This window comes from Kitasatospora sp. NPDC053057, from assembly GCF_044546945.1.
GTDB lineage: Bacteria > Actinomycetota > Actinomycetes > Streptomycetales > Streptomycetaceae > Kitasatospora.
Genome location: NZ_JBITZP010000027.1, coordinates 14,932 through 27,881 on the forward strand (window position 1 = coordinate 14,932; position 12,950 = coordinate 27,881).

A 12,950-nucleotide genomic window follows, 5' to 3' on the forward strand; every position below is an offset into this window, starting at 1 on the left:
CCAATGGCCCCCAGCCTTCGGCCGGGAGGTGCCCCCACCGCAGTGGCTCCCTCCTCCGCCTTGCGATCCACGCACCCCAACGCCGCCCCGCCCGCCCTCCGGGCGGACGACGGGAGTTTGAAGACAGGCCCTAGGTCCGGCTCCCGCCACACGCGCTCCCAGCGGGGAGGGCACGGTCGGTCACGGCAGGACGACCAGCTTCCCGCGGGTGTGACCGGTGCGGCTGGCGTCGAAGGCCTCGGCCGTCCGCTCCAGCGGGAAGGTCCGGGCGACCTCCACGGTCAGTGCGCCGCGGTCCACGATCGCCGCCAGTTCGGCCAGCTTGGCGCCGTCCGGGCGGACCCAGACCCAGTGGCCGCCGTGCTGGGACACCCCGGGATCGGCGATCGAGACGTGCCGCCCGCCCCCGGCGAGCACGGCCAGCGTCGTCTCCAGTTGGCCGCCGACGAAGTCCGCGACGGCCGACACGCCGTCGGGAGCCAGCGCACGCACCCGCTCGGTCAGGCCGTCCCCGTACGTCACCGGTTCGGCGCCGAGGTCGCGGACGAACGCGTGGTTGCGCTCGGAGGAGGTGCCGATCACCCGGGCCCCGCGGTCGCGGCCGAGCTGCACCGCGAGACTGCCCACGCCGCCGGCGGCGCCGTGCACCAGGAGGACGTCGGCGGGGCCGACCTCGAGCCGGTCCAGGCTGCGCAACGCGGTGAGGCCGGCCAGCGGCAGTCCGGCGGCCTGCGCCCAGTCGAGCCCGGCGGGCTTGCGCGTCACGGCGGGGGCGGCGACCGCGACGTACTCGGCGAAGGTGCCGGCCTGCACCACGTCCTTGCGGGCGTAGGCCATCACCTCGTCCCCCGGGGCGAACTCGGGCGTGTCCGGCCCGGTGCGGGTGACGACGCCGGCCACGTCCCAGCCGGGGATGACGGGGAAGACCGTGTCCATCATGCCGTCCAGACCGCCCGCCATGACCTTCCAGTCGACCGGGTTGACGGAGGCGGCCCGGACCTGGATCAGCACCTGCCCGGGGCCGACCTTCGGGTCTGGCACCTCGCCGTACCGCAGCCGGGAGTTGTCCTGGGCGTACGAGTCGTAGGTCACGGCGTGCATGAACCGACCTCCAAGGAGCGGGTGTTGCGGTCCCGCGCACCGCCGGGTGGGCGGGCCGCCGTGGGCCACGCTATGCCCGTGGCGGGCGCCCGGCACCCGCGCGGACCCGTCGGAGGGTCCGCGGCCGGGCGGCGGCGGGCTCGGCGACGGCGGTGCGTACCGCCCCGGGGGCCTCGGGGAGGGGCCTTCGCTAGTCCAGCCCGCCGCGGCGGATCACCTCGGCGTACCAGTGGGCGCTGGTCTTCGGCGTGCGCGCCAGGGTGTCGTAGTCGACGTGGACGATGCCGAAGCGCTTGTCGTAGCCGTACGCCCATTCGAAGTTGTCGAGCAGGGACCAGAGGAAGTAGCCGCGCACGTCCGCGCCGGCGGCGATCGCGTCGGCGACCGCGTCGAGGTGACCGCGGAGGTAGGCGGTCCGCTCGGGGTCGTGGACGGTGCCGTCGGCGGCTACGGTGTCCTGGAAGGCGGCGCCGTTCTCGGAGACCAGCAGCGGCAGGCCGAACTCACGGTGCAGGGCGAGCAGCGTGTCGGACAGTCCGGTCGGGTCGATCGGCCAGCCCATGGCGGTGACGTCGTCGTTGGCGAGGTGGAAGGCGACGTCCTCGGCGCCCGGCCAGGGCGAGGCCGCGCCGGCGCCGTGCCCGTCGTTGCGGGGGAGCACCTCGCCGGCGGCCGGGGAGGAGACGACGGTCGGATTGTAGTAGTTGAGGCCGAGCAGGTCGATCGGGCGGGAGATCTCGGCGAGGTCGCCCTCGTGGACCAGGGTGTCCCAGTCGACCAGGTGCGCGGTGTCCGTGAGGAGGTCTTCGTCGTACCGGCCCCTGAACATCGGGCCGGTCCAGATCCGGTTGCCGACGGCGTCGATCCGGCGGGCCGCCTCCAGGTCCTCCGGGCGGTCGCTGAGCGGCCGCACGGCGTGCAGGTTGAGCGAGACGGCCACCTGGGCGGAGGCGGGCAGGGCGGCGCGCAGCGCGCCGACGGCCAGGCCGTGGCCGAGGTTGAGGTGGTGGGCGGCGCGCAGCGCGTCGGCCGGGTCGGTGCGGCCGGGGGCGTGGATGCCGGCGCCGTAGCCGAGGAAGGCGCTGCACCAGGGCTCGTTGAGGGTGGTCCAGGTGCCGATCCGGTCGCCGAGCGCCTCGGCGACGAGCGTCGCGTAGTCGGCGAAGCGGTGCGCGGTCTGCCGGGACGGCCAGCCGCCCCCCGCGGCGGAGCCGCTGATCGACGGGGTCTCCAACTCCTGGGGGAGGTCCCAGTGGTAGAGCGTGGCGACCGGGGTGATGCCGTGGGCGAGCAGTTCGTCGACCAGCGCCCGGTAGAAGTCCAGGCCTTGTTCGGAGGCCGGGCCGCGGCCGGTCGGCTGGACGCGGGGCCAGGAGATCGAGAACCGGTAGGCGGTCAGGCCGAGGTCGGCCATCAGCCGGACGTCCTCGCGGAAACGCCGGTAGTGGTCGAGCGCGATGTCCCCGGTGTCACCGTTGGCGACCTTGCCGGGGGTGTGGCTGAAGGTGTCCCAGATCGAGGGGGTTCGGCCGCCCTCCGCGACGGCGCCCTCGATCTGGTAGGCGGCGGTGGCCGTCCCCCAGGCGAAGCCCGGCGGGAAGGCACGCCGGGTACGGGCGTTGTCCGGTGAGACCACGGTCATGACGGGTGTGCTCCAATGCGGTGTGGTGAACAACGGGTGCCGGCCTGACTGCCGGTCACCCCTTCAGTGCGCCCTGGGTGATGCCGCCGACGATCTGCCGGCCGAAGACGGTGAAGACCAGCAGCAGCGGCACGGTCCCGATCAACGCGCCGGCGGTGATGACGGACCAGTCGGTCGACCAGCCGGTGCCGAGTCCGGCGAGTGCCACCTGGACCGTGGGATTGATGGCGCCGTTCATCGCGATGACGGGCCACAGGAAGTCGTTCCAGGACTGGACGAAGGTGAGCATCCCCAGCACGGCCATGGCGGGGCGGGCGATCGGCAGAACGACGTGCCAGATGACGCGCAGCGAGTTCGCGCCGTCGACCCGGGCGGCCTCAAGCAGTTCGGTGGGCAGGGCCTGGGTGAGGTACTGGCGCATGAAGAAGACGCCGAAGGCGGTCACCAGTGAGGGCAGGATGAGGGCGCCGAGTTGATTGCCGAGCCCCAGGTGCCGCATCAGGATGAACAGCGGAACGACGCCGACCTGGGCGGGGACGGCCATGGTGGCGACGACGAGGGCGAGCAGCGCGCCGCGGCCGCGGAAGCGCAGCTTGGCGAAGGCGAAGCCGGCCAGGACGGAGAACGCCACCGTGCTGAGCGCGACGGTGCCGGCGACCAGGGTCGAGTTGAGCAGCGCGGCGCCCATGCCGCGCGCCCCGGCGTTGTCCCACACGTAGCCGATGTTGTGGAACAGGTTCCGGCCGGGCAGCAGCGGCGGGGGTGTGGCGACCACCCGGTGGCCGTCGGTCGACGCCGCGACGAGTGTCCAGTACAGCGGGAACAGCGAGGCGATGGCGACCAGGATCAGCGTCGCCAGGGCGAGCGGCCCGGCCCGGTGCTGGTCGCCCGCGCCCGGGGAGCGCAGCCGGTGCCGGCGCCCGGTGCCGCGCCGGTCGACGGAGCCGCCGGTCGGCCGTGCCGCGCGGGCGGCGGGGGAGTCGGGGGCGGGGATGGTGGTCATGCGGTCGTCCTCCTCGGTCACTTGGCAGAACGCAGGCGGCGGGCGATCAGCGTGTTGGCCAGGCCGACCAGCACGAGCAGACCGAACATCAGCCAGGCGACCGCGGAGGCGCGGCCGAGCATGCTGTAGTGGAAGCCCTGGTCGTACATGAAGATGCCGAGGGTCTCGTACTGGTGCTGCGTACCGCCCTGGTGGCCGCTCTGACCGCCGAACAGGTAGGGCTCACCGAAGAGTTGGGTCGCTCCGATGAACGAGACGACGACGGTGAACAGGATGGTGGGCCGCAGCTCGGGGATCGTGACGTGGCGGAACTGCTGCCAGCGGTTGGCACCGTCGATCGCGGCGGCCTCGTACAGCTCGCGGGGGATGGCCTGCATCGCGGCGAGGTAGATCAGCGCGTTGTAGCCGGTCCAGCGCCAGATGACGATCACGGAGATGGCGAGTTGGGAGCTCCAGGTGCCGGATTCCCAGCTGACCGGGCCGATGCCGACCAGGCCGAGCAGCCAGTTGGCCATGCCGCCCTCGGGGCTGAAGATCAGCGCGAAGACGAGCGTGGCGGCCGCCACCGAGGTCGCGTACGGCGCGAGCAGCGCCGTGCGGAAGAAACCGCGGGCCGGGAGGCGGTAGTTGAGCAGGTGGGCGAGGCCGAGCGCGATCAGCAGCTGCGGGACGGTCGACAGCACACCGAGGGTGACGGTGTTGCGCAGGGCGCGCCAGAACAGCTCGCTCGGCGGCCCGAACAACAGGTCACGGTAGTTCTGGAGACCGACCCAGTCGGCCTGGTCCACGTTGAAGAGGCTGACCTGGTGCAGGGACAGCCAGCCGGTGTAGAGGAGCGGGAAGAGGCCGAAGACCGCGAACACGAGGAAGAAGGGTGCGACGAACACGTAGGGCGAGCCGATGTGGTCCCAGCGGTGCAGTCGGCTGCGCAGGCCCGTCGGCGTTCTGCCGCGCTCCGGCGGGCTGGCGGCGGGCGGGTCGGCCGGGTCGGCTGGATCGCTTCGGTGGGTGCGGGTCGAGGTGGCCACAGGGTTCCTCCGTGCCGGGTCGACGGCCGGTGGGGTCCGTCGGGGCGCTCTGGAAAAGGGGGTTCGGTGGGAACGTTCGGTGGGAACGGTTCGGTGGAGAGTTCGGTCCTGGCTGCCGGATGCCGTACGGACCGCGCGGGGGAAGGGCTGCCGCGTGGTCCGTACGGCGTGGCCCGGGCTACTGGATGGTGCTCGCGATCTGCTTGACGGTGTCGGCCCAGGCCGCCTCGGGGCTCATGTGGTTCTGCTCCATCAGCAGCACGCCGTTGCTGAACGCCCCGTGCAGGTCACCGTGGTGCGGACCGGTCTCGGCCGGCTGGATGGCCTTGGCCGCGGTGGAGAAGATCTGCCCGGTGGGGGCGTTCGGGCCGATGTAGGGGCTCTTGAAGTCCGTGACGCCCGGCAGCGCGTAGGCCTTCTGGTTGGCGGGGATGCTGCCGACCTTCTGGAACACCTTGGCCTGCTGCTCGGGCGCGGTGAGCCAGACGGCCAGCGCCTGGGCCTGGGCCACGTGCTTGCCGGAGGCCGGCACGGACAGGAACGAGCCGCCCCAGTTGCCGGCGGTGGGGGCCTGCGCGATGTTCCACTTGCCGGCGTTGCCGGGGCCGGAGAACTTCTCGATGTTGGCCTGCTGCCAGGACGGACAGACGGTGGTGGCGAACGTGGAGTTGGAGAAGGCCGTCTGCCAGGGGGTGTCGAACTCCTTGAGCCCTTGGGTGATGCCGGCCTGGACGGCGTCGGAGGCCAGCTTCCAGCCGTTCTTCACACCGGCGGAGTCCTGGTAGTTCATCTTGCCGTTCTTGTAGTACTGCTCGGGGTTGGAGGAGACCACGCCGTTGTACAGGCCGGTGGCGGTGTCCATGAAGAAGGTGCCCTTGGGGGCCTTGGCCTGGTACTGGCGGCCGACCTCGACGTACTTCGCCCAGTCCCCCGCCCACAGGGCGCTGACCGCGGCGGGGTCGCCGGGCAGGCCCGCGGCCTGGAAGAGGTCCTGGCGGTAGCAGATCGCCATCGGGCCGACGTCCGTGCCGAGGCCGACCGTCTTGCCCTGGGCGGTGGTCGCCTGCTTCCACTTCCAGGGCAGGTAGGCGTCCTGGTCGACGCCCTGAACGTGTGACAGATCGGTGAAGGCGCCGCTGAGTTGGTCGGAGGTGGCCAACGCGATCCGGCTCACCTCAAGCGCCTGGATGTCGTCGAGCCCGCCGCCGGACAGCCGGGTCTGCAACGCGGTCCAGTAGTCGCCCTCCTGGGTGGTGGTGTTCTCCTTGATCGTGATGTTCGGGTGCGCCTTCATGTACTCGTCGAGTAGCCCGGACTCCTTGTAGCCGAAGGTGCCGAAGTCGCCCACGGTGAGCGTGATCTGCGCGTTCGGGTCGTCCGAGCCGGCCCCTCCTGAGGAGCATCCGGTGGCCAGGACCGCGGTGACGACGGTGGCCGACAGGACGGCGGCGGCTCTGCGGGGACGGCTACGCAGGAACATGGGTTCTCCAGGAAGCGGTGGCGGGATGCGCAGGGGTGGCGGCTGCGCGGGTGGGAGTTGCTCGGGCGGTTGCCTGGCGGTGCGGGGAGCGGAAGCCCCGAGCGCCCGCGAGGAGGTACGTGAGGGGGTTTCGGACGGATCGGGTCCGCCCGCCCCGGGAGCGCCGGACCATGAGTGGAAGCGCTTCCAGTTTCGCCAAACCCTGCTCCCTCGCACAGGTGACTGTCAAGAGATGTCCAAGGAGGGTTTTCGAGCCGCCCCGCCGTCCCGGGCAGGGTCGATCGCCGCACCGTGAAGGCGTGGTGACGGCTGGCTAATTCACCTGTGGACGCTGAGTGCGACCGGCGCGTGGAACGCGTGGAAAGTCATGGAAGCGCTTCCGTTCCGGCAGCCTGTTCGCGGTCTGAGGTCAGCGGGACGTCGGGGGTGCGGACTCCCGGACGGTCAGGCGGGTCGGCAGGACGAGGGGGGTCGGGTCCTGGCCCTCGATGACGGCCACCAGCATCCGGGCCAGCTCCAGTCCGAGCGCGCGCACCGGCTGGTGCACGGTGGTCAGCGGCGGGTCGGCGTACAAGGCGCTGGCGAGGTCGTCGAAGCCGACGAGCGCGACGTCCTCGGGGACGCGCCGGCCGTGCCGCCGCAGGGCGCGCAGCGCTCCCAGCGCCATGCCGTCATTGGCCGTGAACACCGCGTCGAGGTCCGGGCGGTCCGCGAGCAGTCGTTCCATCGCGGCCTCGCCGCCGTCCTGGGTGAAGCCGCCGGGCACCACGCCGGCGGGGGACAGGCCGGCCAGGACCAGTGCTTCGCGGAAGCCCTGTTCGCGGGCGATGGCGGCCTGGAGGTCGACCTGTCCGGTGATCATCGCGATGTTCCGGCGTCCGCCGCGGACCAGGTGTTCGACCGCCAGGCGCGCGCCGCCCCGGTTGTCCGGGTCCACGTACCACCGGGGGGTGCCCGCGAGTGGCAGTCCGCCGAAGACCACGGGCAGGTCCGTCTCCTCGGCCAGCCGCCCCAGGGGGTCGTCGCCGCGCACGGCCATCAGCATCACGCCGTCCGCCCGCTGGGAGCTCAGGATGCGCCGCAGCCGCTCCTTGCCGCGGGGCGTGTTGGCCAGCAGGAGGACCAACTCCAGGTCCGTCTGGTCGAGGAAGGAGCTGACGCCCACCGTCACCTCGGCGAAGAAGGGGTCGGCGAACAGCCCGGGCTCGTCGCTGGACACCGCGAGCACGACCGCACCCGCGCGCCGGGTGGCCAGTGCCCGCGCGGTCGGGTTCGGCACGTAGCCGAGCTCGCGGACCGCCCGTTCCACCGCGGCGCGCTTGGCCGCGCTCACGTGCGGCACGTTGTTGATGACGCGGGACGCCGCCGTGCGCGAGACACCGGCCCGGGCCGCGACCTCGTCCAGTGTCGGCTGGCGTCGTGGGGACGTCTCCATCGCGATCGTTGATCCTCCTGTTGCCGGCGGGCGTTCTCCGGTCCATGGTTCCACGGCATCCCGTGACACCGATGCGACCGACCGCCCTCTCGCCTCCGCTCGTCGGAAGCGCTTCCACACTGTAGGCCCAGGGAGCCGGGTTCCGCCGGGACAGCGGCAACTCAACTGGACCAGGGCAGACGATGGTGGAGGGAACTTGGAGCGAACGTCTTGACACCGGTTCGAATCGGCCCAATCATCTGGCAACTGGAAGCGCTTCCACTTTCCCCTCCCGCCCCCACCCAGTGGAGGAAGAACCATGCGCCGCTCGCTCCGCAGGCTGTCCCTGCTCCTGACCCCCGCGCTCACCGCTCTCCTGGTCGCCGTCCACCCCGGGACCGCGTACGCCGCCGACCCCACCACCATGACCAGCGGCTTCTACGTCGACCCGAACTCCAGTGCACAGCAGTGGCTCAATGCCAACCCCGGGGACGGCCGCGCCCCGGCCATCCGGTCGTCGATCGCCAACGTGCCGACGGCCCGCTGGTTCGGCAACTGGAGCGGCACCATCGGGACGGCGACGGGCGCCTTCGTCGGCGCGGCCGCCGCCCAGCGCAAGCTGCCGATCCTGGTGGCGTACAACATCCCCAACCGCGACATCTGCGCCGGCCAGTCCGGCGGCGGGGCGGGCAGCCCCGCCGACTACGCCACCTGGATCGCCGCCTTCGCCAGCGGCATCGGCAACCGGCCGGCGGTGGTCGTCCTCGAACCCGACTCGCTCGGGGACGAGACCTGCATGAGCGCCGACCAGATCGCCGAGCGCAACGGCATGCTGCGCAACGCCATCGCGCAGTTCAACGCCAAGGCCCCCAACACCTGGGTCTACCTGGACGCAGGCAACCCCGCCTGGATGAGCGCCGAGACCATGGCCAACCACCTGGCCGCGGCCGGGGTGAGCGGAGCCCACGGGTTCTCGCTCAACGTGTCCAACTTCCTCCCCACCGCGCAGAACACGGCGTACGGCAACGCCGTCAGCGCGGCCCTGCAGTCGGCGAACGGTTTCGGCAAGCCGTTCGTCATCGACACCAGCCGCAACGGCAACGGATCCGACGGCAACTGGTGCAACCCGGCGGGGCGCCGGATCGGCACGCCCACGCAGCTCGGCGGCGGCGCCGAAATGCTGCTGTGGATCAAGGCCCCCGGCGAGTCCGACGGCAACTGCGGCACCGGCACCGGCTCGACGGCCGGACAGTTCCTGCCGCAGGTCGCCTACAACCTGATCTACGGCTAATGAGCCGAGAAACCGACATGAGGACCGTTCAGTGAGACTACGCATCCCCCGCGCGCTGATCCCCGTCGGCATAGCCGCCCTGCTGACGGGGCTCGCCGTCCCGACCCAGGCCCAGGCCGAGGCCCGGGAGGCCACCGGTCACACGCTGCCGGCCGGGACCCGCTTCTACGTGGAACCGGACCGCGACGCCGCCCGGCAGTCCGTCACGGACCTGCTGCACGGTGACCTCGACAGCGCCGCCACCATGGCGAAGCTGGCCAGTTGGCCCGGAGCCCACTGGTTCACCGACGGCACACCGGACCAGGTCGAGGACCAGACGCGGACCCTGGTCCGCCGCGCGGCCCGCACCGGAACCGTCCCGGTCCTGGTCGCCTACAACGTCCCGGGGCGGGACTGCTCGCAGTACTCCAGCGGCGGGGCGCAGTCGGACGCGGACTACCGGGCCTGGGCAGCCGGGCTGGCCCGCGGCATCGGCCGGGGCAAGGCGGTGATCGTCCTCGAACCCGACGCCCTGGCCAATCTGCCCCGCGACTGCTCTCCGACCACCGACCCGACGGGCGCGCTCACGGCGGGACGCATCGCCGATCTCCGCTACGCGATCGACGTCCTGGAGAAGCAGCCGAACACGACCGTCTACCTGGACGCCGGCAACAGCCACTGGCAGAGCGTGGGCGCCATGACGCAGCGCCTGATGGACGCGGGCGTCGAGCACGCCCAGGGCTTCTCGCTGAACGTCTCCAACTTCTTCGCCACCGACCTGTCCGACCGCTACGGCACGTGGGTGTCGAACTGCCTCTGGTACGCCACCAAGGGCCCGGCGGCGGCACGCGGACACGCCGACTCGTGCGCGGGCCAGTACTACTCCTCGGCCGCTCCCAATGACGGCCGGCCGGGCAACTCCGTCGACGTGGACGACTCCGGCACCTGGCACTGGACCGACCTGTGGTACCAGCAGAACGTCGGCACCCCGCCCGCGAAGGAGCTCACCCACTTTGTCGTCGACACCAGCCGCAACGGGCAGGGCTCCTGGACGCCCCCGGCGGGCAAGTACACCGGCGACCCGCAGATCTGGTGCAACCCGCCCGGCCGCGGCATCGGCGACCGCCCCACGGCCGACACCGGCACCCCGCTCGCCGACGCCTACCTGTGGATCAAGACCGTCGGCCAGTCCGACGGACAGTGCAACCGCGGCATCCCCGGCGGAACGGTCGACCCGGAGTCCGGCGTCGTCGATCCACCGGCCGGTACCTGGTGGGCGGCGCAGGCCCGCACGCTGGTGGAGAACGCCCGTCCGGCGCTGAACTTCAACGGCTGGGACTGAGCCGGGCCGGGTCGTCGCCGACGAGGGAACCCCAGCCGCAACGCCGGCTGGGGTTCCCTGTGGTGGTGAGTTCCGGTCAGTGGCGCTGGAGGGTGAGGAGGCCCGGGCGCCAGGGGAGTTGGTCGTAGGGGCCGGTGGCGTTGGGGGACTTGCCCTGGTAGAGGAGCTGGAGGTTGCAGGGGTCGATGGTCATGGTCTGGTCGGGGTTGTTGCGGACCAGGTCGCCGTGGCTGATGTCGTTGGTCCAGTTGGCGCCGCTGTTGGCCTTGCCGGCGAAGGGGTGGTCCTCGGTGGCGGCCTGCGGGGTCCAGGTGCCGTTGAGGCTGGTGGCGGTGAAGGAGCGGAAGTAGCGCTGCTCGTTGGCGCCGCGGGCCTCGACGATCATGAGGTACTGGTTCTGGCCCTTGACCTTGTAGACCTGCGGGGCCTCGAAGAGGTTCTTCACCGTGTCGCTCATGACCGTGGTGTACGAGGAGCCGAAGTTGCCCGGGAAGTTCCCGATCGGCATGCTCGCCCGGTAGATGCTGCCGTTGTCACCGGCGAAGAACAGGTACATGTTCTGGTCGTCGGCGATCAGGGTCTGGTCGATCGGGGCGGCGCCCGGGATGCCGCCGGTGAACAGCGGCTGCGGCGCGGACCAGCCGTTGGGGTTGGTCGGGTCGCTCGACGTGCGGTAGATGAACGGCCACTGACCCCACTGGTAGGCCAGGACCCAGATGTTCTTGGGCGCGAAGTAGAACAGTGTGGGCGCCACCGCGGCCTGGTTCATCCCGATCTGGCCGGCCGAGGCCATGTCCGACCAGTCCGAGAAGGGACTGAACATCATCGAGCCGTACGACGATCCCGACACGTTCGACGCGTAGACCAGGTGCTTGCCGTTGTACACGACGTCGGTGAAGTCCTTCACCGACACCCATCCGTTCGCCGGCTGCGCCAACGCACCCGTCGACGACCATTGGTACGTGGACGGAAGCGCGCACGTGCCGCCTGGCGGGGCCGACCCGGACAGGCCGGTCCAGTTCTGGTTGCTGCCGCCGTTGCAGGGCCAGATCTGCACCGGCGTGCCATTGGCCGTACCGGCGCCCGCGACGTCCAGGCACAGCCCGGACTCCACGCCCACCACCGTGCCGTCGGCGTTCACCCGCCACTGCTGGTTCGCGGCGCCGGTGCAGCTCCAGATCTGCACCCGGGTACCGGCGGTGGTGGCGTGGCCCGGAACATCCAGGCACTTGTCGCCGTACACGGTCAGCTGGTTGTCGGGCGTCAACGTCCACTGCTGGTTGGTCCCGTTCCAGCAGTCGTAGACCTGGAGGGACGCGCCGTCCGTCTGGCTGGCGTTCGCCACGTCGAGGCACCGGCCGGAACCGGTACCGCGCAGGGCGCCACTGGTGGCGGCCTGCGCCGGGCCGGCGACCAGCATGGCCGCCAACGCCGCCACGGCCGCGACCACGGCGATGAGCACCGTGGCCGGTCGCCCGCGGTCGGACTTTCGTTCACGCATGAGGAACTCCTTCACGGCCGGGTGGGGCCGGCAGACGACAGTATGTGAGCGTTAACACGAGAGCGCGCGGAGGATGACGCGTGCCCCGCGGCTCGGCTCAACCCGTGCCGCCGGAGCGGCCCGCGCCGCGGGCGGAGCCCACCGTGATGTCGGAGTGGCCGCTGCTGTGGTAGCCCTCGGTGGCCAGGATCTCGTAGTTCATGGTGCCGAGGTTCATCCCGTACCTTGCCCACGCGTCGAAGTGGTTCCCGACGGTGATGGTTCCGCCGGTCCGCCTGTCCCGGCGGACGCTCCAGTACTGGTTGAAGGTCCTGATGCCCTCGATCGAGGGGGCGTTGTAGCGCGTCGTCTCGTAGATGTCGTAGGTGCCGCCGTCACTGGTGACGGTGCCCTTGTACGCGCCGGTGGGCTTGTAGGAGCCGTAGTTGTCGACGACGTAGTACTCGACGAGCGGGTTGGTGCTCCAGCCGTAGAGCGAGAGGTAGGCGTTGCCGTTGGTGCTCCAGGTGCCCGAGTAGGTCACCGGATTGCGGGAGCCGGTGCTCCAGCCCTTGCCGGCGACGAAGTTGCCGGCGTTGGCCCAGGAGGTGCCGTAGTGACCGCCGCCGTCCAGCGACATCGAGACCGCACCGGTGCCCTCGGTCCAGAACGAGTAGAAGTATCCGCCGTCGGTGCCGGTCCGGTTCGTGGTCACGGTGGCGGCGTCGGCGGTGCCGGGCAGGATCAGGACGACCGCCAGGGCCGGCACGAGAACGGGTGCCTTGCCGACGAACCGCCGGAGGCGGCCGGCCTTGCGGCTCTTGGGGTGGGGAGGATTCACGGGGTGATCCGTTCTGCCGATGAGTGGGGGTGGGGTGCGACTCTGTGCCACCGGTGATCGCTGACGGATGGTGGGCCGAGCGACATCGCATGGCGGCGCAGGGAACCGGCGTGTCGTCACCAGCGCCCCGCCGAGCGCTGGTTGGCGACACGCGACCCGGATCCGGGTCCGGATCCAAGGCCATTCGCACTTGTCGACGGCGACAGTGTTGGCCTGCCCTCGACAAGCTGTCAACTCTTTCGGCAGAGAAGGCGAAAGAGTCGGCCGTAGCCCGGTCACGCTCCTTCCAGGAAAGGTACCGGTCAGGCGCTTGGCGGCCGAGCTGGCCGACTGGTTGCCGCTGCCCTCT

At 71.2% G+C, this 12,950-nt stretch carries 9 protein-coding genes and 1 pseudogene; 2 read left to right on the top strand and 8 right to left on the bottom strand.

The features are described from left to right. Window positions 1-180: 180 nt before the first annotated feature. From ACIG5E_RS25895 to ACIG5E_RS25920, 6 genes are all read right to left on the bottom strand, one after another. Complete coding sequence (locus tag ACIG5E_RS25895) at window positions 181-1,101, bottom strand: NADP-dependent oxidoreductase (protein ID WP_396537158.1); 921 nt, start codon at window positions 1,099-1,101, stop codon at window positions 181-183. A gap of 190 nt (window positions 1,102-1,291) precedes the next feature. Beyond that, window positions 1,292-2,743: a GH1 family beta-glucosidase gene (locus tag ACIG5E_RS25900; protein ID WP_396537160.1), complete on the bottom strand. Its 1,452-nt coding sequence runs from the start codon at window positions 2,741-2,743 to the stop codon at window positions 1,292-1,294. Window positions 2,744-2,798: 55 nt separating this feature from the next. Then, complete coding sequence (locus ACIG5E_RS25905) at window positions 2,799-3,746, bottom strand: carbohydrate ABC transporter permease (RefSeq protein ID WP_396537162.1); 948 nt, start codon at window positions 3,744-3,746, stop codon at window positions 2,799-2,801. A 17-nt stretch (window positions 3,747-3,763) separates the two neighbouring features. Continuing rightward, window positions 3,764-4,774, bottom strand: a complete 1,011-nt coding sequence (locus ACIG5E_RS25910; RefSeq protein ID WP_396537164.1) for a carbohydrate ABC transporter permease — start codon at window positions 4,772-4,774, stop codon at window positions 3,764-3,766. A gap of 178 nt (window positions 4,775-4,952) precedes the next feature. Beyond that, window positions 4,953-6,254 carry an extracellular solute-binding protein gene (locus tag ACIG5E_RS25915; RefSeq protein WP_396537166.1) on the bottom strand — a complete coding sequence of 434 codons (1,302 nt, stop codon included), beginning with the start codon at window positions 6,252-6,254 and terminating at the stop codon, window positions 4,953-4,955. 409 nt (window positions 6,255-6,663) lie between these two features. Continuing rightward, complete coding sequence (locus ACIG5E_RS25920; RefSeq protein WP_396537168.1) at window positions 6,664-7,689, bottom strand: LacI family DNA-binding transcriptional regulator; 1,026 nt, start codon at window positions 7,687-7,689, stop codon at window positions 6,664-6,666. A 298-nt stretch (window positions 7,690-7,987) separates the two neighbouring features. On the opposite strand from ACIG5E_RS25920, the gene ACIG5E_RS25925 reads away from it, so the two are divergent. Both ACIG5E_RS25925 and ACIG5E_RS25930 read left to right on the top strand, forming a co-directional pair. Next, the gene (locus tag ACIG5E_RS25925) at window positions 7,988-8,959 is read left to right on the top strand and encodes a glycoside hydrolase family 6 protein (RefSeq protein WP_396537170.1); all 972 of its coding nucleotides are present in this window, start codon (window positions 7,988-7,990) and stop codon (window positions 8,957-8,959) included. A gap of 31 nt (window positions 8,960-8,990) precedes the next feature. After that, window positions 8,991-10,280: a glycoside hydrolase family 6 protein gene (locus ACIG5E_RS25930; RefSeq protein WP_396537172.1), complete on the top strand. Its 1,290-nt coding sequence runs from the start codon at window positions 8,991-8,993 to the stop codon at window positions 10,278-10,280. Window positions 10,281-10,356: 76 nt separating this feature from the next. On the opposite strand, the gene ACIG5E_RS25935 is transcribed toward ACIG5E_RS25930, so the two are convergent. Further along, the gene (locus ACIG5E_RS25935; RefSeq protein WP_396537174.1) at window positions 10,357-11,781 is read right to left on the bottom strand and encodes a non-reducing end alpha-L-arabinofuranosidase family hydrolase; all 1,425 of its coding nucleotides are present in this window, start codon (window positions 11,779-11,781) and stop codon (window positions 10,357-10,359) included. Between the two features lie 100 nt (window positions 11,782-11,881). Continuing rightward, window positions 11,882-12,601 (bottom strand): annotated as a pseudogene (locus tag ACIG5E_RS25940) (glycoside hydrolase family 11 protein); the annotation flags it as partial. Between the last annotated feature and the right edge of the window lie 349 nt (window positions 12,602-12,950).